Raw genomic sequence first — 19,189 nt, forward strand, 5'->3', positions numbered from 1 at the left:
GTCAGTGTCCGGGGCGGCTCATCCCCGGGGCCGCAGGTGCCTCTGCCAGTCCGCGGCCGGGATGCCGTCACGCTCGGCGGCAAACAACGCGACATTGGCCGCCAGGACGTCGGCCGCATTCGGCGTCTGTCCGGTCTCCATCTGGTCCAGCACGGTGTCGACGGCGCGGGCCGCCCATGCAGCGGCCTGTTCGGTGCTCATCGGGTCTCCCTTGGGTGAGTGCGGGTCAGGTCCAGGCGCCGGTGGGGTCGTCGCTGGGCGCCTCGGGGGCGGTCGGCGCCGGGGGCGAGGTGGTGGGCTGGTGGTTGAGGAGGGCCAGGAGCAGGTCGGCAACCGTGAGAACGCCGACGCGGATCCACGGCTGGGGGCAGCAGTCGTAGAGGCCGTCGGTGCCGGGGTGGATCGGCGGCCCGCGCCGCGCACCACGGCGCCCCGCCCAGTCCACGCCTGCCAGGCGCGGCGGCGGGGCGCCGTGGTGCGCGGCGTCGGAGTCCGGTGTGGGACTGGCGGTGGGTCAGTCGGTCGCGGGTGAGGCGACGGGTGCGGGCAGGGCGAGGCAGTCGCGGGCGTGGTCGGCGGCCTGGGCGCGCATCAAGGTCAGGTCCTGGGCATCGGTGCCGCCGCTGGCGCGGCAGCCGGTGCAACGCCACCAGGCGGGGCCGGGCGCCACCTGGTGGGTGTCCGGCCAGGGATCGGCGCCGACGATCTCGACCTCGGCGCCGCCGCGGTTCTCCAGCCGGATCCAGGCGTGCTCGGGCCCGCCGTCACTGGGGGCGTCGGTGCGCAGCAGGATGTGGCCGGCGGCAGTGAGGCGGATCCGGTGGTGGTTGGCGGCCTCGCGGAGCAGGGTGTGCAGGACGCGGCGGCCGCCGAAGGCGTTGCGGGTGTCGATGCTGGCGATGGCGGCGTGGAGCTCGTCCGGGGTGGTGCGGTCGCGGCCGAGGTCGCGGAACGCGGCGAGGAGCAGGACCAAGACCTCGTAGGCGTCGTCGCCCTTGAGGCGGCCGGTGTGGCGGTCGGGGGTCAGACCGGAGAGGTGGGCGGCGAGCGCCGAGTCCATGATCGGCCCTTTCGTAGTGGGTGGGGTGCTGTCCGGTGTGCCGGGTGTCCGGTCCGATCTTCCGCTCGAGTACGACGGGGAAGATCATCAGGCTGCCCAGCGGCGCAGTTTGGTAGTCGGGACGAGGGTTCGGCCGGGCGGCCGCGCCGCACACCGGACCGCCGCGCCCGCTGGGGTGGGCGGGGTTCGGGCCGGTGGGCAGCGTGGGTGTCCGGCAGGGTCAGAGCGCGTAGTGCAGGCCGTCGGGAGCGGTCGGGCAGGTGGTGGCGTCGTCGGCGGTGCGCCAGGTGCGGGTGCGGTCGCCGGGCTCTTGGCCGGTGGCCCAGCGCAGCGGCCTCGAGCAGTGGCGGCACTGGAATCCGGCGGCGGCCGGGATGAGGTCGACGGGCGGCGGGGCCGGGGTGGCCGACTGCGGGAGCGGCTCGGCCTGCTCGTCGCCGGCCCGGGCCCCGGCGGCGGCGGTCGGGACGGTCGCGCGCTCCAGGGCTGCGGTCAGGGCCCGCTCGAGGAGCGGGGAGACGATCAGCTCGGTGCGGGTGCTGGTGGTGGTGTGGGTGGGGCGGGGCCGGTAAGCGGAGAGGGTGAGCAGCAGCCACAGGCCGGTGGTGGTGGCGGTGGCGGCGGCGCGCTGGCCGTCCGGGGAGGCCTGCCAGACGGCGGTGGCGGTGCCCGCGCCGACGAAGGCCCACACCAGGCGGCCGGCCGGGGAGCCGCCCCGCGCGGAGACGAACGCGATCGCGGCAAGCAGGATCCAGGCGACGGCCAGCTGATGGCCGGTCACCGGCAGGCCGGTGGCGTGCTGGTGGAGCCACGATACGGCGGGGCCGGTCACCACGTCGGTGAAGGCCTTCACCGCGGTGCGGGCGTGGTCGGCAATGTCGCTGTGCCAGAGCCCACCGGCGAAACCGGCGGTGCCGTGGAAGGCCCCGGCGATGATCCACACGAGGAAGCGGACGAGCCAGTAGAGCGCGCCACCGGCGATGACGACGGCCAGGACCACGCCCGCGACGGCGGCGGCCGCCTCGGCGGGACCGGTGGGGCGCGAGGCGGTGTGCTCGCGCAGCCGCCGGGCGGCGGCCCGGGTGGTCGCGCGGACGGCGGTGCGCCCACGCCGGACGGACGTGCCGCCGGGCTCGTGGGTACCCGGCTCGTGGGTGCCGGGTTCGTCGGTGCCGGGCTGGGGTGGGATGGACACGGGTGTGCACTCCTCGGTGTTCGGCAGGGACGGTGCGGGCGGGTCGGCCCCGGGGCGGCAGGGGTGCCGCCCCGGGGCCGGACCGAGGGGTCGTTCAGGCGGTGGTTGCGGCCTGGTCCAGGACCAGGCGGGCCGCTCGCAGGTCGGCCAGCCAGCGGGTCAGGTCCTCGCGCTCACTGGTGGCCGCCAGCGCGGTGTCCTGCTGCAGCAGCGGGACCATGACCGCCTCGGCGTTGCGGTGCGCCTCGCCCGGGTAGGCGGGCTGCGCCTCCAGCAGGTCCTCGGCGATGGTGCGGATCTCGTCGGCGATGTCCTCGGCGAGCCGCGTGCGCTGCCGGTCGTCGAGCCGGCCCTGAAAGCGGTGGGCGAGGGTGACGGTCAGGCGCAGCCGGGTCGTCTCGGTGAACTGCTCGCCGAGGACGGCGAGGTCGGCGCGGGCCTGGGCGTCGGCGAGCTGCTGGCGGCTGCGGACGATCTGTTCGCCGCTTGCGCCGGTGCCGGGCAGCTCGGCGCGGCGGGTGCGGCGTTCCTGCCCGACGGCCTCGGCCTGCCGGGTCAGGCGGGTGGTCTGCCAGGTGAGGCGGCGGGCGGGGTCGTGCAGCCACGGGCGGAGTGCGTGCAGCGCGGTCAGGTCGCGGACGGCGAACGTGGTCATGGCCGAATGGGTCCTTCCGGTCGAAGCAGGTCGTGAGAGCAGGGCCGGTCAGGCCTGGTGGAGGAAGTCGAAGCTGCCGGGGGCCCAGGTCAGGTAGGGGGAGCTGAGGGTCAGGGCGCCGTCCCAGTCGGCGCCGGTGACGGGCAGCTGGGCGGGGCCGTCCCAGCCGTGGACGTCCAGCAGCACGGCGGTGTAGTCGGGCAGCGCGGCGAGCACCGCGCGCAGCTCGCCGACGCTCAGCCCGCACTCACCCGCCCGATCGGCACGCTCGATGCCGTCGGTGGTGTTCGCGGGGGCGGCGAGGGCGGGGAACAGCGCCTCCGTCTGGGGGGCGGGGCGGAGGGTGGTCAGGAGCAGGGTGCCGTCCCAGTGGGCGGCGGCCACCGGCTGCTCCGCGCGGTAGTCCAGGTAGGGCGCGGCGATCAGCACCGGCGCGGTGTCGGGCAGGTCGGCCAGCACGTCCAGCAGCCGGCCGGCGGTGCAGCGGGTGGCGCGCTCGCTGACACCGAGTGCGGCGAGCAGCTGGGCGAGCGGGGAGGCAGTAGGTGCGGTCACGGCAGGTACCTCCAGCAAGGGATTGGGTGGCGGCCGGGCGGCCGGTCCCGTTCCCGGATGCGCCGCGCCCGCCCGGCCGGGGTTCGGCGGGGCGGGCGCTGTGCGGGCCGGGGGCGAGACCGGGCGGCCGGTCAGCCGTTGTGGTTGGTGATGCCGCCACGGCCCCAGGCGCTCTGACGGCCGATGGTCGTGCTGCTGGTGGTGGTGCGGTGGACCAGGGCGAGGACGGTGCCGGTCGCATTCGCGCCGGTGCCGCTGGCGGTCACGGCCGCCCCGGTGCCGGTGCCGGCCGTGGGGCCGGTGAGGGTGCGGAGCTTGCCGAGCAGCGCGGCCAGGCCGAGGACGGCGACGCCGACGAGGATCGCGGCGTACTGGAGGAGCTCACCGAGCTCGTCGGCGTGCGGGGCCACGGCGGCGACGGCCGCACCGACCATCCACACCGCCCCGCCCGCCGCCACGGCGGCAAGGGAGCCGTAGAGGAGGCAGTCACGCACCGCCCGGGGCAGGCCCGGGTCCGCCACCGGCTGCGCCGGGACGGTCGCCATGGCCGAGGCGGGCTGCAGCTGCGCCGCGGCGAGGACGGCGAGCGGGTTGTGCACTGGCACCGCGGCCACTTCGCCGTCGATGAGGGCCGGGACGAACGCCTCGTCCGTGGCGGTGTGCGGGTGCAGCGGGACGGCGAGGATCCGGCCGTTGAGGATGGCCGGGGTGTAGTCGGGCGCCAGGAGGCTGATCTGCGGCTCGGCCGCGGCCCGGGTGGTGCTGTGCGAGGTGGGCGGGGTGTGCTGGGTGCTGCTCATGGCAGTCTCCGATCGGGTGGAAAGTGGGGTGTGGCGGCCTCATGGGGGCCGGTCAGGCGCCGGTGAGCTTCTTGATGGCGTCCAGGGCCTGGCGGGGTGTGGTGACGGTGGACTGCGCGGGAAGCGTCCGGTCGGCCGCAGCGGCGCGGGGCTTGGATCGGCTGCCGGACGGCAGCTCGCTCTCGTCGTCGTCCTCGGGTTCGGGGCCGAACTCGCCGGGGCGGGGCGGCAGCGTCCAGTCGAACCACAGGTCACGGGCCTCGAGTTCGGCGATCTCGTGGTCGGTGAGGCCGTGGACGGTGTCGGGGAACAGCGGGGCGATGGGCTGCTGGAAATCCATGAACAGGGACCGCTGGACCTCGGGTTTGCGGGACTCGATGATCCAGCCGACGCCGCCGGTGTTGGAGTCGCTCGGTGGCTCCGGCTCGCCGTTCATGATCCGTGCGATGCGGCCGGACTCGGCCTTGGAGAAGGAGCGTGGCAGCGGGTCGGGGATGTCCTCGGGTGCGACGCCGAGGGTCTTGAACATCTCCGCGACCTTCTTCGGCGCGACCTTCAGGACGACGGGGATGCAGTTCTCGCGGAGGTTCTCGTTGAGGAGCTGCGTGAAGCCGTCCTGTACGTAGACGGACTGGCCGGCGACGTGCTCGCCGATGCCGTACTTGCGGCCCTTGACCGAGATCGTCTCGGCCAGGTTCATGATCTCCGCGCCGTACTCGCCGTTGCGGGCCGCGGACAGGAACTCGTCCCAGAAGCAGCTCAGGGGCCGGTAGGGGCAGCCAGGCCGCTTCGGGTCCCAGTCGTGGACCTGGCCGTCCGCCCACAGCATCATGCCGCGGATCTCCATCAGCGCGACCGCCGCTCGCATCGCCCGGACCATGTAGAGCGGGCCGACGCCGTAGCGGTCGCAGTGCTGACCCAGCACCGGTGTCTTCTCGTCGGGGGCCTCGGTGACCAGCCACACCACCGCGCCGAAGTTCGCGCTCGCGCAGATCGCCAGGGCCATCAGCTGGGTCTTGCCGCCGCCGGACGGGGCGACGTACAGGCCGTGGGCGGCGCCGCGGTCGGTGTAGACCCGGTTGCGGGCCGGCTGGCCGTTCGTCAGGAACCCGCACACCCACCGCCCCTGGGTGTCGGGGGTGAGGAGTTCGCGGGTGGCCGGGTAGACGGTGGCGAGCGGGGAGACGTCCCACACCGACACCAGGACGTCCTGGCCGTCCACGGTGACGAACACCCGCCCGTCGTCGACGGAGACGCCGAGCGCCTTGCACAACGCCTTCAGGTCGATACGCGGCTCGCCGTCGGGCAGGTGTGCGGTCCAGTAGGTGACGCCCCGCTGGGCGTTGCGGTGCTTGCCCGTGAAGCGGGAACCGGGAATGGCGGTGGCGCCGATGGTGTCGGCCCACTGCTCGGCCTCGGTGGGCCTCTCCCGGCGGCGCCGGTTCTCCTCCGGGACCAGGCGCACCTCCAGCCAGCCCGGCCCGCCCTGGCGGCCGGCCTGCTGGGTCACCGGCAGGAGGATCACGTCGGGTTCGGTGATGCCGAACGCCGCGGCGACCGCGGCCTCGCTCAGACCGGTGATCGGCCGGCCCGGCTCGCTCGCGCGCAGCAGCATGGTCAGGTCGTGGCGCTTGCCGGGGTGCCGGGCTGCGGTGACCACGTGGGTGCGGCCGGGGTTTCCGGCGCGCTCCCACAGCAGCCGCACGTCCCGGGTGAGGCCGTCCGCACTGTCGCCAGCCGGAGCGGGCGCCGGAGCCGGGGCCGCGGGGGTGGTGGCCGGGGCGGGCAGCGGCTGGGGCGCGGGGGCCGGGGCGAGGGCAGGCCGCAGGCGGCGGGAGGTGCGCGACAGCGGCAGCACGATGCAGCCGGCCGCCGCCCACACCCCGGCGAACAGGGCGTCCCAGCCCCAGCCGGGCACCGCGCCAGCGGCGACCTCGACCGCCGCGGCCAGGGCGAAAGGCGACAGCCGCATGAGCTTGCGGCCGGTGCCCTCGGTGCTCTTGGCCGCGACCGCGACGGAGCCGAGCATCCCGGCGCCGCCGGCCAGGACGACCGCGGTGTGCACCGGGTGGTCCTGCGGCAGGGACGCGGCCGCACCCAGGAAGGGCGCAGCCGCAACGTAGAAGGCTCGTTCGAGCACGGCGGTAGGCGGGATGGGCACCGGAGAGGTTCCTTTCGCGAAAGCGCCGAGGGCGGCCCCACCCATCTGGTGGGGCCGCCCTCGGCGCAAAGTTGTGGCGGGGTCAGTTCCGGGCGAAGAAGCCCGGCTTGGGGGTGCGGTGCTTGCGGCCCGAGCGGATCTGGTCCAGGGCCTCGTACATGCGCGCGTGCGTGCGCTGCGTGTCCGAGGCGTCCGCGGAGACGGCCTGTGCGCTCTCGTGCAGGCGTCCCGTCGCCAGGGCGGCGCCGTCCAGAGCGGTGGCTACGGCGTTCGTCATCTCCACGAACACCGGATCCAGGTCCGCGTCGGCAATGTGCCCGGCCAGGGTGGAGGCCCGGTCGGCGGTGGCGCGCATCCGCCGCCGCAGCGCCTCCAGCCGCCCCGTGGCACCGTCCAACGCCCCCGAGAAGGCCTTCAGCTTCTGCTGGACCGCCTTGAAGCGGTTGTCGCCATCGGTCGGCGCGGGCACCCGGTTCGAACCGTGCCGCCCGGGGCCCTGCAGCGCCGGCACGACGGCAGGGGCCTGCCGGGCGGGTTCGGCCAGGTACGTGAACTGCATGGCAGGGTCCGGCTGCGCGGGCACGGTGTGGGACGGCGGGTATTCGATGTCTTTGTCCATCGGTGAGTTCACCTCTCTGTCGGACTCGATTCGTTTGATCGCTTCCGCTGGCCGACCTCGTCGTTGATGATGTTCCTGTGGCTAACCGCATCAGCGCTCTGATCTCGGCTTTCGGCGTCCTTGTCAGCACATTTCTGCTTGTCACCGCCGTTCGTGAGTACCGCTCCGGGGCCTCGGTCCTCTGGCTCGTGGCTGCAGCCGTGATCTTCTTCAGCACCCTGCACGTCCTCGTGCGGGATGTACGGCGGCTCCGCGTCAGGCCGAGGGCCTGAAGCGGAGCAACGTCGACTGAGGTCGGCGGCCCGATCAGCGGGTGTTATCGACTTTCCAGCAGGACGCCGAAACGAGCGGGCCAGTGGCGGGATCACCGTGAGGTGATCGCTGCGATCGGCTGGAAGTTCCAGCCGCGGTGATCTGGTCAGTCGTGGTGAGCTGCGGCGGAGGCCTGCGCCAAGCCGCTCGCGTCCATCGCGGTGACGTCCTCGGTGTAGGCCTGCGCGACGGCCCGCGCCGCCAGGGCCGCCGCGGCGGCGGCCTCCTCGCACTCGGCCGAGCAGCGCTGCGCCTGGGCGGCCATCGCGGCGGCGGAGTCGGCGAGGTTCGTGATCAGGTCGACCACGTCGGTGTCGACGTTGTGGTCGCCGACCAGGTCGCCGGCCATCTCCCGCAGCGCGTCGGCCACGGCCGTCAGCGAGGCGGCGAGTTCCTCGGCGTCCTCCCTGTCCGCGGCCGCAGACACCGCGATGTTGGCGATCTCGACCAGGTACTCGTCGAGCGTGACCTCGGTGCGGTGCTGCGCAGCCATCTCCGGCCGGGCGGCCGTGCGCTGCCGGCCGCCCGTGCCCGTGGGTGCCACCATCGGCATCTCCTCCGTTTCCGTTGCTGTCGCGGTGGGCCGGGTGGTGCCGGGCCGCCGCGTGTGGGGCTCGGGTGCGGACGGCAGGGCGGCGGGCCCGGTGGCCGGCAGCGCGGGCACGACGATCTCCGCGTCCTGGATGTCACCGTCGCCGTCCGGTGTGCCGCGCGGCGGCTGCCAGGAACGGCCCGGGGACACGGTCTCCGGCTCAGGCTCCGGATCGCCGGGATCCGGCCGCGCCGTGCCGTTGCCCTCAGCAGGTCCGGCTTCGGCTGCGGTTCCGTCGGCGGTGCGCCGGTAGCCGAACCCGGCGCGCGGGTCCCACCAGGTGTACCGGCGCTCCTTCGACCGCCGGTCGCCGTCCGGATCCTCACCGCGAGCCTGCGGTCCGTCGTCTTTCGGCTCCGGCTGCTGCCGTTTCGGGTCCGCCTCCCGGCGTTTCGGGTCCGGCCCGCCGTCTTTCGGCTCCGGGCCGCCGGCCGCCTGTGCGCCGTCCTGGCCGTCGGCGCCCGTTGCCTTGCCCTTGGACAGGTCGGCCTTGGCGGCCGCCTTCTCCCTCTCGGCCTTCTGCCGCGTCTCCTGCCGCTCGTCCCAGCGCCGCTGTGCCTCCTGGGCCACGGCTTCGCCGAGGGTGGTGCGACCTGCCTCGGCAGCTGAGACCTTCGCCGCCTCCTTCCCGGCCGCCTTGGCGGCGGCGCGCTCGGCCTTCTTCGCGCGGCGCTCGGCCTTGTCGGTGCGGCGGTCCAGCCGGGCGGCCGCCCGGCGGTCGCGGGCCTGGTCACGGTCCTTGGTGCGGTCCGCGAGATCGGCGTTCTGCCGGGCGGCGAGCCGCTCCTGGCGGGCGCGGGACCGCTCGGCCGCAGCCTGCTGCCGGCCCTTGCCGTCCCGTCCCCCGCCGGAGCCACCAGAGCCGCCAGAGCTCTTCTGACGGCTCTTCAGGTCGCCCGCCGACTCCGTACCGCGGCCCGACCCCTTGCGGCCGCCAGAGGGCCCGCCTGGGCCGTTCTTGGCACCACCGGGCCCCGGGCCCCGCCCGTCGCTGCGGCCCGGCCCCTTGCCAGCACCGGCGCCGGGGTTGGGCCCCTTGCCAGCGCCGTTGCGGCCGGCGCCGCCGGGGGTTCCGGCCGGGGACTTGGTCAGGCCCTTGTCGGCGCCCTTGCCGACCGCGTCCGTCTTGCCCTGGGCCGCCGTCCGGGCCGCGGCCGCCTGCAGCTGGGCCTGGCGGAGCTTGTTCTGCTGCTCCATGAGCGCCGTTTCGCGGTCTGTTTTCGCCTTCAGACGCGCGATCGCGACCTCGATCTCGGCCTCACGCAGAGGTGCTTCGGCGTCCTTGCGGGCGCGTCCGAGGTCGATCCGGTATTCCAGCCAATCGCCGATCCGGTCGGCGAGGGAACGCCGCACCCAGTATTCGGCGGATTCCTCACCCATTTCCGCATCCTCGCCGGAATTTCCGGGCGCGGAACTGGCGGGAATTCCTTCCGAGGCCAGGTATGTCGCGGGGTGCGCGGGTGCGGGAATGGCGGGGAGTTCGAGGGTGGTCTCCTCCGCGGTCTCCGGGGGGACCGCGGTCTCGTCGCGGTAGAGCGGGATCGGCGGCGGGACGTACGAGCCGTCCCCGGCGCCGGGGAACTCGATCACCCGGCCATCGCCGCCGTCGCGGTCGCTGTCGTCGGACACGGAAACCTCCTTCCAGGGGTTGACAGACAGTGGGCTCTCGTGTGCACGCGTGCACGAGCACGTGTGCACGCGTAATGCGCGCGAGGCCCCGCCGGGCTTCCGGCGGGGCCTCGTATCTCACGCAGGGTCACGCGGGGGGTGCTGCGCCACGACCTGCTCCGCATAGCGCATCAGGTCGTCCCAGATCCGCCGGTCGCCCGCGGCGCGCTTCTGGAGCGCGGTCATCAGCAGCCGGCACACCAGCGCGAAGCCGGCCCACGCATCCGTGCGGCCGGCCCGGATTTCCTTGGCGATCTGGGAGCGTGCGGTGCGGAGCCAGAACTCCATCGCACCCTGCTCGCCGCGCTGTTCGCGGGCTTTGCGCTCCTCGTCGACGTACCAGGCCCGGCGCTTTTCCGTGCCGCGTTCGACGCCGGTCAGCGGCCGGTTCACGCGGACCGCTTTTCACTCAGGTCGAAAATCGTCGTGGGACCACCGTAGCGGGAATCCGCCGGGGCGGAACCCTTTTCGGTCGGCGAATTCTGCAGGGCGGCCGGGGGCTTCTTCCGGTCCTTGGCGATGGCCTTCTCCCTGCGCTTTCCGGGCAGGGCGTTCACCTCGTCGTCGTGGGCGCGGCGCTTGTAGGCGCCCTTCTCCAGGCCGGCGGTGACGGCCTTCAGGTGCCGCAGGACGTCCGTGAGCTGGCGCTCGAGCGGCAGGGCCCGCAGCCGGGCGTGGTACCAGCGGTCGCCCTCGACGTGGGTGGAGCGCAGGTGGACCCGGGTCTCGCGCTGCAGCGTCTCCAGGTTCTGCCCGATCCCCAGCAGCATGCGCTGGAGGTCGGCGAGGTAGGCGACGAAGGCCTCGGGGTTCTGGGCGACGGCCCGCAGGGCGTTCTCGTGCTCGTCCGTCATGGGCGGTTTTCTCCTTCGGGGTTCGGCCGGTGGTCCCGGCCGCGGGTGGGTGGTCTGTGGTTGACCCGGGCTCCGGCCGGACGGCCGGGTCTAGGGTGGTGCGCGGCGCTTCGGCGCCTTCGGCGGTCACCAGGGCGATTCGAGCGCCCTGGTGGCCACCGGAGAGGCCGTGCACGGGTGCGGCCGGCCGGGCCGGTCAGGGCCGGTAGCCGGAGGCAAGGAGTTCGGCGGCCTCCTGGCGGTACTCGGAGGCGGTGGCCGGGGAGGAGACGTCGAGCTCGCGCTGGATGTCCGCGAGCGGCAGCTGCTCGGCTGCGCCGTTGGCGGTCGCCAGGATCATCCGGGCGACCTTGCGCACCGCCCGCTCGCGCGGCCTCAGCTTGGCGATGTCCTCGGTTTCGACCGCGCGTCGCTCGATTTCGGCGGCGGCCAGCCGCGTTTCGGCGGCGGCCTTCGCCATTTCGGCAGCGTCCTTCAGGGACTCCTGGATGGCGGTGAGAGCCGTCTCCTCGAGTACCCGGGCCTCGGCCGCGCGGCGGTCGGCTTCGGCGGCGGCCAGGCGCGTTTCGGCGGTGGCCCGCTCCGTTTCGGCGGCGGCTGCGTCCGCTTCGGCCGCGGCCCGGCGGGCCACCGCGATGGTCTGCGTCTCGATCGCCCGCTCCTCCGCCGCGGCCACCTGGTCGGCCTCGGCGGCCGCCCTGCGCTCCTCGGCCGCGGCCCGCTCCAGCCGGGCCGCCTCCAGGTCCGCGGCGGCCGCCGCCTGCCGCTCCTCGGCCTCCTCCCGCTCCGCCGCCGCGGTGCGGGCACGGGCCTCGGCGACCAGCGCCGTCTCCAGCGCCGCCTTCTCCATCTCCGCGGCCCGCTCGGCGGCCGTGACCTGGGCCCTGGCGTGGGCGCGGGCCTGGCCCGTCTCGCCCTCGACCTCGGCGCGCACCGCCTCCAGGCGGCCCTCCGCCCGCAGCCGGTCGGCCTCGGCCTCCTTCTCGGCCAGCTGGCGGCGGGTCTCCGCCTCCAGGCGCCGGCGCTCGGCCTCCTCCGCACGCAGCTCGGCCTCCCGCTCCTGCTCGTCCGGCATGGCCAGCGCCTGGGCGACGGTGTAGCCGTAGGGGGCCATGGTCATCGGCAGCAGCTCGTCCTCGCTGGCCAGGTCCAAGCTGCCGCCGTGCTTGCGCTTGAGCCACAGCTCGTAGGCGATAAGCTCCTGCTCGCGGCGGACCATCTCCGGGTAGGAGGCGACGTTGTACAGCCGCATCCGCCGGTACAGACGGGCACTGGAGACCGGGGCCAGCAGCCAGCGGTGCAGCGGCACCCGGTCGGTCGCGGTACCGGCCTCCAGCCTGGCCTTCTGGATGATCAGGCGGCGTGCGGCCTCGACCCCGATCACGAACAGGATCGGCATGACGCCGTGCGCAGCCGCCCGCACCGGGTCGGCCTGCACCGGGCCCTGCGAGGAGGCGTTGAACCAGATCGTCGCGGCCGTCATCAGGTGGGCGGCCAGGCGCAGCACGTGCCAGGGCGTCAGCTTGCGGACCAGGTAGAGGTCCAGGGCGAGGAACGCCACGATGCTGGCGTCGACGCCGATCGGGAACCAGGGCGCCAGGTCCTTGCTGAATCCCCAGTGCAGCGCGACGGCGGCCAGCGTGTCGTAGGACATCGCGAAACCGATCGCCCCGACCAGGATGCCGCCGACGGCCGCCGCGAGGGACAGGCCGATCATCAGGGGGTTGCGGCCCTCGGCGGGTGTCTCCGAAGCGTCCGGGGCCGGAGGTGAAACGAACCGGGCCGCTCCCGAAACGGGTTCGGCCGGTGCCGAAATGGGGTCCGGCGCGTGCTGCGTCGGGATGGGTGGAGCCGCCGTGGGCGGCATGTCGGTGATCGTCACGGTGGCCTCCAAAGAGAGATCGTTCAGGTGGGCGCGAAACGGCCGGGGCTGCTCCCGAAACAGGATCAGGTGCTCCCGAAACGGGGCCGGGTGGTCCCGAAACGGCGGCCGGCCGGGGTGGGAAGCGGGCCCGCGCAGCCCGTCGAGGCGGGGGTGCGCGCGGCGTCGTGTGCGGTGGGGCCGAGGCAGCTGGTGCCGGTCCCGAAACCGGTCGGGGCAGCAGCAGGGCGGTGCCGAAATCAGTGGCGAAGCCAGCCGATGCGGCCGTTGTCGCCGTCGGCCTGTCCTTCCTGATCGGTCCGCCGGCATCCGGCGGGCGGCGCGTCGGGCACCGTCGAACACCACCCCGCCCGGCCCCGGTCCTGCCGGGGGTGGGCGCGGTGGCGAACGACAGCAACCGACGGTCAGGCCGACGGGGCCATGAGGGCCAGGCGCTGAAGCGCGGCGACGGTCTCCGGGTGCGCGGCCTCGTGCAGGGCGTGCCGCTGCTCCAGGAGCGCGCCGCCGCTGGCCGCCTGCTCCAGGACCGGGTCGGCCCAGCGCGCGACGTCGCGGGCGTCGAGCTCGTCCATGTAGGCGACGTACTCGGCCTGGTCGGCCTCCTCGTAGTCGCGGTTCATCTGCTCCAGCCCGGCCTGCCAGGCGTCGTACTCCTCGGTCGTCCTCACGGGCGGTCTCCTCTCGTGTCGTGGCTACTGCTGCTGTCCGCCGGCCTTCTCGGCCTGCGCCTTCGCGTGCATCTCGCGGGCCCGGCGCAGCAGCTCGTCCATCTGCCGCTGGGTCCAGGCCTGGTCCTCGGGGCTGCTCACCAGTCACCGTCGCTTGGGTCGGCCGGCGGGGCCGGGGGCGCGGGCGGGCTCGGCGGTGCAGGCGGCGGAACGGGGGTGCCCCCGCCGATGAAGGACCGGCACACGTGCAAGTGCTGGCAGAGCATCACCAGCCACCTCCGGCAGCGGCGCGGGCGGCCTCGGCGGCCGCCCGGTCGGCGGCGCGCTGCGCCTCCAGCCGGGCCGCCTGCTCCTGGATCTGGCGCTGCAGCTCGGCTGCGCCCTCGGGCGTCATCGTCACGGCGCTCACCCGGCCAGCGGGAGGCCGCACGTGGCGGCGACGGCCGCGGAGACCGTGGCCGGGAGCGCCCGGACGGTGGGGATCGCGGTGTGCGGCTCGTCGGCGAGGTCGTCCAGGTCGATGACGACCTCGCGGATCGCGCGAGTGGCGGCCAGCGCGCGATCCTGGACCTGTCGGGCCCGGCTGCGCAGCAGGATCAGCAGGCCGTCCAGGCCACGGGCGCCCTGCGGGTAACGGCCGGCGGCGACGTCAGACCAGACCGCCTCGGTCAGGGCCTCGGCGAAGTCGGTGGTCTCCGGGTTGATCGCGGCGAGCTGCTCGGCGGCGGCCGCGAGCAGCGGGCTCGCGTAGCGGGTGTAGAGGTCGTCGAGGTCGTCGAGGTCGTCGAGGTCGTTGTTCGGGTGGCTCGCCGGGGTGCCGGCGGATGCCATCATGGTTTCCACGGTCGTGGTCCTTTCGCTGGGAGCGACCGACGAAGGCCCCGGGGTCGCACCCCCGGGGCCTTCTCGTTGCGGTGGCTGCTGCACGAGCAGCCACGGCCGCCGCCCACCCGGTAGTCCGGATAAGCGACGGCCGTGGCTGCTCGTGCTGGCGGTGGATCAGGCAGCAGGATGCAGCGTCGTCGTGGGGACCTGGGCGCCATAGACGAGGTGGCGGGGCTCGGCGTGGCTGGCGAGGACGGCGGTCCGCCGCACCATGTCGGTGTGGTCCACCGCGGGCAGGACCTCGGTCCACTGCGCGGTGCGTGCGGCACCAGTAGACGCCGGTGCGGTCTCGCGGCGCTCGGCGATGTGGTGGAGCGCGGGAGCGGCCGGCGGCAGCGGCTTGTAGTGCTGGCGGGCCGCGCGACGGGTCTCGGCCGGCATCGCGTCCAGCTTCATCGGCCGGTCCTGCTCCCTCGCCCAGTCCGTGATCTCGTCGGGGGTGAGGTCGACCAGGACGACCCGCCGCGCGGACGGGCAGCGCGTGTCTCGCTGGCCGGCGTCCAGTTCGGCCCCGGACAGGTCGGTCGCGTGGTGGTCGCGGATCGTCAGGGTCGACGAGCCCATGATGCGCTGCCAGGTCTGGCAGTCGGGGCAGACGATCGTGTGCACCTCGCCGGGACGCACGTTGTAGGTGCTGGGGCGCAGCGAGCTGATCCGAACAGTGGGAAGAGCGGAGCGGCGCTTGGTGCGGACACGAGCAGGCATGGCAATACCTCCCGGAAGGGGCAGGGAAAGGGAAGAAAGCTGAGGAGCGAGTGCTGCTCCCATCGCCCGCCAGGGCCGGGCCGGTGAGCCGACGGTCCTGGCGCACAGACAGCGCAGCAGCGCTGCGGGGTAGTGCGGTGGTGCGCGATATGAAGTACAGCTGCCCCGGCCTGGGGAGCAGGTGGGCTCAACCCAGGCCGCCATGAGTGGCTGCTATGTCCAGCGGCGATGCAGCGGCAGCGGCTTGCTGGAAGTCAGACGACGATCGAGCGGCGGATCATGAAATCGGCCACGGACGCTTCCGAGACTTGGATGCCACTACGTCGGCTGGTTCCGGCTCCAACGTGGATGGCGACAAGCTGGCCAGAGTCGATGAGTCGGTAGACCGTACTGGGGCTGACGTGGAGCTTGTCAGCGACGTCGCGCACTCGTAGGCGCGGCTCCGGTTCAGCGAGTTCAGACATGAGGCTCCCGGGTTCGAGGGGTGCAGCGGGGATGCCACGCCGCTCTCTCTATAGAAGCACTTCTCTCTATAGAGGTCAATCTCTCTATAGATGCTCCATCTGCAGGACTCCCACAACGCAGAGAAGGCCCACGCCGTGAAGCGGGGCCTTCTCTTGATCCTTCAGTCAGGAGCTGAAGTCGTACTCCAGTACGTATCTGGTGGCATCCATGGTCATGTGGTTGACCTCAACGACGCGACCCTCGGCGTCTCGAGCGACGCGCACGATGAGGATGACCGGCGTCGCCGCAGGGAGATCCAACAGGCGCGCCTCCTCAGGCAGCGGCATACGAACGCGGACCTCTTCACGGAAGTGGGCAGGAGCGTGCCCGACCTCCGCCAGCCGAGCATAGGTGCCACCTGGCCCCGTATCCGGCTGAACAATCGCGGTGCCAGCAACGAGGTCCGCCGGCAGGTAGGAGACCGCACGGTTCACCGGCCGCCCGTCGACCTCGTAGGTTCGGCTGCGCCGCCACACCCGGGACTCGAGCGACAGTTCCATGACTGCCGCGAGCTCCTTCGGCACGTCCACCTCCTCTACCGCGAGGTCGACGGCCACTGGCACCTGATCCGACAGGTCAGCCTCCCAGATGGACTTGCCTTCACCCCACTGCTGCGCGGCCAGCCGCTTCACTGCGTTTCGCCGAATCAGCCGGTCGACCCGGACGTACACGCCCGAGCCTTTCCGAGCCTCTGTCAGGCCGGCATCCTTCAAGACCGCGAGCGCTTGGCGCGCCGTATTGCGGGCGACACCATAGAGCTGCATCAGCGCGTTCTCGCCAGGGATCCGCGAGCCAGGCGGGTACTCACCTGATGCAATGGCAGCCCTGAGCTCCTCCGCGATCTGCTGGTACCGCGGAACGGCAGGCTGCTGATCAGACAAAACTTCCCCTCTCTCAGGCTCTCTAGACAACGCTAGCGCGCGGGACCGCGCCCCGCCGCAAGGGGGCCGGGCTGAAGCGCAAAGGTGCCGCGAGTAGCAAATGCTCTATAGAGAGGTTACAGTTGCCCGAGACAGGCCGCTCCATGCCAGGGGTGTCCGCGACAGGGGTCGCGTCTGCCCTGATGCCTTTTCTTGATCGCAAGTTCTTCTCGTGGCTGCTGTGGTTGCGCGCCACTCGGGTGTTCCTCATCCATTCAATCGAGCCGGGGGTCGAAATGACCTAGGCCGCCACGGGCGGCGCTGATACCCGCTACTCCTCTTGCCAGAGAAGAGCCTGCGGTAGCGCCGCCCGGGTGCTCCTCGGCCACCAGGCCGATGGGCGCCCAGATCCTCCGTGTGAGGAGACCGCCCTGCCAGGGGCCCGTCGTCCTCACTTTTCGGTTCTCCCAGAACCACTTCAGCCCCCCATCGAGGGCCTCCGCGCGCCCTCAGTTGCCTTTTGAGGACGGGGACATGATGCAGGACAACCCTGCGCAGATCCAGTCAGCCATCCCTGGAAATCACGCAGACACGCGAATTTTGGGCGCTCCCGCCCTTCTGGTCATTCCCGGCCAGCGGTCTGCCCTACCACCCAAGCCTGCCGCTGAGGCGTCACAGGTGACGTGGGCGCCCCGAGAGCAGCACCTGCTGTCCGGCACCACGGGTCGGATCGCACTGGACGGCTACAGCTGGATGCAAGCGGTGCACTGGGTGCACGGCTCCGGCCTGTACGTCCCGCCGCCGCGCCGCCCGAGCTTCTGCGCGACCACGGTCCGGCTGGCGGAGGTGCTCTCGGCACTGGCGCCGTGCCGGCCGTCGATCGCGCACCTGATGCGCGCACTGAGCTGCTCCCGGCGGACCGTGCAGTACCACCGGGACATCCTCCAGGCGACCGGTCTGCTGGCCTGGCGCTCGGTCGGCACCCGGCTGCCGCCGATGCCCGGTCAGAAGCGGGTCACCTGCCTCGCGTCGGAGTACGAGCGGCTCATCCCCCTCTCCTACGACCAGGCGCTCGGGATCCGCACCGCTGGCGAGGGTGTAGAGCGGCGGATGACCGGCATCTCGGAGGCGGGCCGGACCCTGATCGCGAAGCTCGGGCAGAGGGCCTCGCGCAAGATCAAGGTCCCCCGGCCGAAGGGGTCCGCAAAGACTCCCCCGACCACCGCCCCGTCCCAGGGCCCACAGGCCACTGACAACACCTCAGCAGCCAACAGCCGTTGCACCCCAATGGAGGATGGTTGCTGTACTGCCCTTGCTGACGGTTGTACTCACCTCCCCTCTGAGACAGACGTCGCGAGCGGGAAGCCGAAGTCCACCAGCGCGAAGAAGCCCACGAAGCCGGGCCGAAACACCCGAAAGATCAACTCCGTGGGCCGCCGGTTCCAGTTGGCCGCCGAGCTGGTACGCCAGGTTCCGTGGCTGCGCCGCGCTCTGGTCCCGCGGATCGCCTGGGTCGTGCAGGAGGTCGCGGACGCAGGCTGGACAGCGGAGGAAGTCATCGCCTGGCTGTCCACGCTGGAAGAGCCCAAGCGCGGCAGCTACCGGCCCTCCGGCCTGCTCGCCCACCGGCTGCGCGGCATGACCCAGATGCCCGGCTGGCGCACCCAGAAGGAGCGCGCCGCGCAGGTCGAACGCTGGCGCGGGTCCCGCTCCGCCAAGCAGGCCCGGCACAACCGGCACTCGGACGAGTGGCGCCTCACCGACTGGCAGGACCCGGCCACCCGCGCCGCAGCCCGCCTCGTCGACGACGCCTTCGCCCAGGTCCGACAGGCCGGCGGCCAAGGCGCCCAGGAACTGCAGCTGTTCGCCCAGGACCAGGACGGCCTGACCGACCTGCACCAGCTCACCCGCGAGGACGTCATCGAGCTGCGCACCCTCGGCCAGCGCGACCCGGAGATGGTCCTGATGGCCATCCGGGACTGCGGCGAGAACTACGCCCGCCAGCTCTACACCCACGGCCTGGTCGACCAGGTCCTGCGCCTGCGGCACACCGGCCGCATGCTCATCCACCAGACCTGGAGGTCCGCGTGACCGAGACGTCCACCGGCGTCGACCTCGCCCGCATCGCCCTCAAGGCCGCCCGCGAAGCCGCCCGCACCCAAAGCGCCGACGCCCCCGGCGGCCGCAGCTCCACCACCCGCCCCACCCGCCGCACCACGGTCCGCACCGGCGGCCGCGACCCGATCGGGCTCGGCGCCGCCCTGGCCAGCCTGGTCACCGAGCGGGCCTGGGACACCCCCACCGCCGCCGGCGGTATCCTCGACCAATGGACCACCATCGCCCCCGAACTCGTCGGCAAGGTGACCCCAGTCCACTTCGACACCCGCACCGGCCGCCTCGACCTCCAGCCCGCCTCCCCCGCCTACGCCACCCAGCTGCGCCTGATCGGCCGCCAACTCGTCGCCCGGATCAACGGCAAGGTCGGCCGAACCGTCGTGCGGGACCTGCGGATCCTGGCGCCCCGCGCCATCGCCCAGCGCACCGAGCACCGTCCGGCTGTCGAGCAGCCCGAAGCCGAGGTCCGCACCCGTAACAACGCCAGCACCGGCTACCACCAGGCCCTCGCCGCGATCCGGCGCACCACCACCCTCACCAACCCAGCCATCGCGGCCGCTGTCGCCCGCCAGGAACAGGCCATCCTCAACCGACGCGAACCCGAGGACCAATTCGCCCAAGGCCTCGCCGAGAAGACCGACCAGGAGGAAGCCGCCGCCCGCACCGCAGCAACCACCACCACCAACCAGACCCTCGCCGAACACCGCGCCCGCCACGACAAGGCACTCCACGTCGGCGCCGTCCCGCTGCGCCCGAACCGGCTGCCGATGACCATCAGCGGCGCCGCGTAACAACCTGATCCCCGTGAGCGCGGGATCGAGGAAGGGCTCATCTACTCCTCACCTCGGGGCAGTGGACCATCCCCGCGAGCGCGGGGCCGAGATCGTGGCGCGTAGGTGGGCAGGGCACTTCCAGGGACCTTCCCGCGAGTGTGAGGGGAGGGCTCCTGGGAGGGCGACCCCACGCAGGGTATGACGGCTGACCCCCGCTCACGCGGGGAGGACTCCTCGGACGTCATGGACTCGCGGTTGCTGCACGGCTAACCCCCGCTCGCGCGGGGAGGACGGGCGGAGCGGGTGGCTCTCGCTCCCCGACTCCG

At 73.0% G+C, this 19,189-nt stretch carries 21 protein-coding genes and 1 CRISPR repeat array (1 of these 22 only partly in view); of the genes, 2 read left to right on the plus strand and 19 right to left on the minus strand.

All coding sequences use genetic code 11. The annotated features are described in order from the left end of the window. Positions 1-18: 18 nt before the first annotated feature. The 19 genes from AB0O09_RS13800 to AB0O09_RS13890 form a co-directional block, all read right to left on the minus strand. Positions 19-201: a hypothetical protein gene (locus AB0O09_RS13800; protein WP_363541809.1), complete on the minus strand. Its 183-nt coding sequence runs from the start codon at positions 199-201 to the stop codon at positions 19-21. A gap of 25 nt (positions 202-226) precedes the next feature. After that, positions 227-445, minus strand: coding sequence for a hypothetical protein (locus AB0O09_RS13805; protein WP_363541810.1), 219 nt, complete (start codon positions 443-445; stop codon positions 227-229). A 69-nt stretch (positions 446-514) separates the two neighbouring features. Beyond that, the gene (locus tag AB0O09_RS13810) at positions 515-1,060 is read right to left on the minus strand and encodes a hypothetical protein (RefSeq protein WP_363541811.1); all 546 of its coding nucleotides are present in this window, start codon (positions 1,058-1,060) and stop codon (positions 515-517) included. A 220-nt stretch (positions 1,061-1,280) separates the two neighbouring features. Beyond that, entirely contained in the window at positions 1,281-2,255 is a 975-nt protein-coding gene (locus AB0O09_RS13815; RefSeq protein WP_363541812.1) for a hypothetical protein, read from the minus strand. A 94-nt stretch (positions 2,256-2,349) separates the two neighbouring features. Then, positions 2,350-2,910, minus strand: coding sequence for a hypothetical protein (locus AB0O09_RS13820; RefSeq protein WP_363541813.1), 561 nt, complete (start codon positions 2,908-2,910; stop codon positions 2,350-2,352). Between the two features lie 48 nt (positions 2,911-2,958). After that, the gene (locus tag AB0O09_RS13825; RefSeq protein WP_363541814.1) at positions 2,959-3,465 is read right to left on the minus strand and encodes a hypothetical protein; all 507 of its coding nucleotides are present in this window, start codon (positions 3,463-3,465) and stop codon (positions 2,959-2,961) included. Between the two features lie 131 nt (positions 3,466-3,596). Further along, on the minus strand, positions 3,597-4,265 hold the full coding sequence (locus tag AB0O09_RS13830) for a hypothetical protein (RefSeq protein WP_363541815.1): 669 nt from the start codon (positions 4,263-4,265) through the stop codon (positions 3,597-3,599). A 52-nt stretch (positions 4,266-4,317) separates the two neighbouring features. After that, positions 4,318-6,426, minus strand: a complete 2,109-nt coding sequence (locus AB0O09_RS13835; RefSeq protein WP_363541816.1) for a chromosome segregation protein ParM — start codon at positions 6,424-6,426, stop codon at positions 4,318-4,320. A gap of 82 nt (positions 6,427-6,508) precedes the next feature. Continuing rightward, positions 6,509-7,045 carry a conjugal transfer protein TraB gene (locus AB0O09_RS13840; RefSeq protein WP_363541817.1) on the minus strand — a complete coding sequence of 179 codons (537 nt, stop codon included), beginning with the start codon at positions 7,043-7,045 and terminating at the stop codon, positions 6,509-6,511. Positions 7,046-7,463: 418 nt separating this feature from the next. Then, a complete protein-coding gene (locus tag AB0O09_RS13845) occupies positions 7,464-9,578 on the minus strand; it encodes an ATP/GTP-binding protein (RefSeq protein WP_363541819.1) in 2,115 nt (704 codons plus the stop codon). Between the two features lie 117 nt (positions 9,579-9,695). After that, positions 9,696-10,010, minus strand: a complete 315-nt coding sequence (locus tag AB0O09_RS13850) for a hypothetical protein (RefSeq protein WP_363541820.1) — start codon at positions 10,008-10,010, stop codon at positions 9,696-9,698. Continuing rightward, entirely contained in the window at positions 10,007-10,471 is a 465-nt protein-coding gene (locus AB0O09_RS13855; RefSeq protein ID WP_363541821.1) for a hypothetical protein, read from the minus strand. Before AB0O09_RS13855 ends, AB0O09_RS13850 begins: the two co-directional genes overlap by 4 nt. A 196-nt stretch (positions 10,472-10,667) precedes the next feature. Beyond that, positions 10,668-12,188, minus strand: a complete 1,521-nt coding sequence (locus AB0O09_RS13860) for a DUF2637 domain-containing protein (protein ID WP_363541822.1) — start codon at positions 12,186-12,188, stop codon at positions 10,668-10,670. A 569-nt stretch (positions 12,189-12,757) separates the two neighbouring features. Then, on the minus strand, positions 12,758-13,021 hold the full coding sequence (locus tag AB0O09_RS13865; RefSeq protein ID WP_363541823.1) for a hypothetical protein: 264 nt from the start codon (positions 13,019-13,021) through the stop codon (positions 12,758-12,760). Between the two features lie 265 nt (positions 13,022-13,286). Next, complete coding sequence (locus AB0O09_RS13870; RefSeq protein WP_363541824.1) at positions 13,287-13,421, minus strand: hypothetical protein; 135 nt, start codon at positions 13,419-13,421, stop codon at positions 13,287-13,289. 5 nt (positions 13,422-13,426) lie between these two features. After that, entirely contained in the window at positions 13,427-13,855 is a 429-nt protein-coding gene (locus AB0O09_RS13875; RefSeq protein ID WP_363541825.1) for a hypothetical protein, read from the minus strand. A gap of 165 nt (positions 13,856-14,020) precedes the next feature. Continuing rightward, positions 14,021-14,611, minus strand: a complete 591-nt coding sequence (locus tag AB0O09_RS13880; RefSeq protein WP_363541826.1) for a hypothetical protein — start codon at positions 14,609-14,611, stop codon at positions 14,021-14,023. A 254-nt stretch (positions 14,612-14,865) separates the two neighbouring features. Next, a complete protein-coding gene (locus AB0O09_RS13885; protein WP_363519007.1) occupies positions 14,866-15,075 on the minus strand; it encodes a helix-turn-helix domain-containing protein in 210 nt (69 codons plus the stop codon). A 165-nt stretch (positions 15,076-15,240) separates the two neighbouring features. Beyond that, complete coding sequence (locus AB0O09_RS13890; RefSeq protein ID WP_363541827.1) at positions 15,241-15,996, minus strand: GntR family transcriptional regulator; 756 nt, start codon at positions 15,994-15,996, stop codon at positions 15,241-15,243. A 657-nt stretch (positions 15,997-16,653) separates the two neighbouring features. Between AB0O09_RS13890 and AB0O09_RS13895 the strand changes: the two genes are divergently transcribed. Both AB0O09_RS13895 and AB0O09_RS13900 read left to right on the plus strand, forming a co-directional pair. Continuing rightward, positions 16,654-18,066: a transcriptional regulator gene (locus AB0O09_RS13895; RefSeq protein ID WP_363541828.1), complete on the plus strand. Its 1,413-nt coding sequence runs from the start codon at positions 16,654-16,656 to the stop codon at positions 18,064-18,066. After that, positions 18,063-18,881 carry a DciA family protein gene (locus AB0O09_RS13900; protein ID WP_363541829.1) on the plus strand — a complete coding sequence of 273 codons (819 nt, stop codon included), beginning with the start codon at positions 18,063-18,065 and terminating at the stop codon, positions 18,879-18,881. The genes AB0O09_RS13895 and AB0O09_RS13900 overlap by 4 nt, the downstream gene beginning before the upstream one ends. A 184-nt stretch (positions 18,882-19,065) precedes the next feature. Then, positions 19,066-19,189: direct repeats of the CRISPR family, unit length 23 nt; it runs 1,906 nt beyond the window's last position.

Source organism: Kitasatospora sp. NPDC093679, assembly GCF_040683455.1.
Taxonomy (GTDB): Bacteria; Actinomycetota; Actinomycetes; order Streptomycetales; family Streptomycetaceae; genus Kitasatospora; species Kitasatospora arboriphila.

Bases quoted from the DNA above. Each gene is read 5' to 3' on its own strand.
- AB0O09_RS13840 (WP_363541817.1), bottom strand. From the start codon at position 7,045: ATGGACAAAGACATCGAATACCCGCCGTCCCACACCGTGCCCGCGCAG.
- AB0O09_RS13875 (WP_363541825.1), bottom strand. From the start codon at position 13,855: ATGATGGCATCCGCCGGCACCCCGGCGAGCCACCCGAACAACGACCTC.
- AB0O09_RS13885 (WP_363519007.1), bottom strand. From the start codon at position 15,075: ATGTCTGAACTCGCTGAACCGGAGCCGCGCCTACGAGTGCGCGACGTC.
- AB0O09_RS13810 (WP_363541811.1), bottom strand. From the start codon at position 1,060: ATGGACTCGGCGCTCGCCGCCCACCTCTCCGGTCTGACCCCCGACCGC.
- AB0O09_RS13855 (WP_363541821.1), bottom strand. From the start codon at position 10,471: ATGACGGACGAGCACGAGAACGCCCTGCGGGCCGTCGCCCAGAACCCC.
- AB0O09_RS13830 (WP_363541815.1), bottom strand. From the start codon at position 4,265: ATGAGCAGCACCCAGCACACCCCGCCCACCTCGCACAGCACCACCCGG.
- AB0O09_RS13800 (WP_363541809.1), bottom strand. From the start codon at position 201: ATGAGCACCGAACAGGCCGCTGCATGGGCGGCCCGCGCCGTCGACACC.
- AB0O09_RS13820 (WP_363541813.1), bottom strand. From the start codon at position 2,910: ATGACCACGTTCGCCGTCCGCGACCTGACCGCGCTGCACGCACTCCGC.
- AB0O09_RS13880 (WP_363541826.1), bottom strand. From the start codon at position 14,611: ATGCCTGCTCGTGTCCGCACCAAGCGCCGCTCCGCTCTTCCCACTGTT.
- AB0O09_RS13860 (WP_363541822.1), bottom strand. From the start codon at position 12,188: ATGATCGGCCTGTCCCTCGCGGCGGCCGTCGGCGGCATCCTGGTCGGG.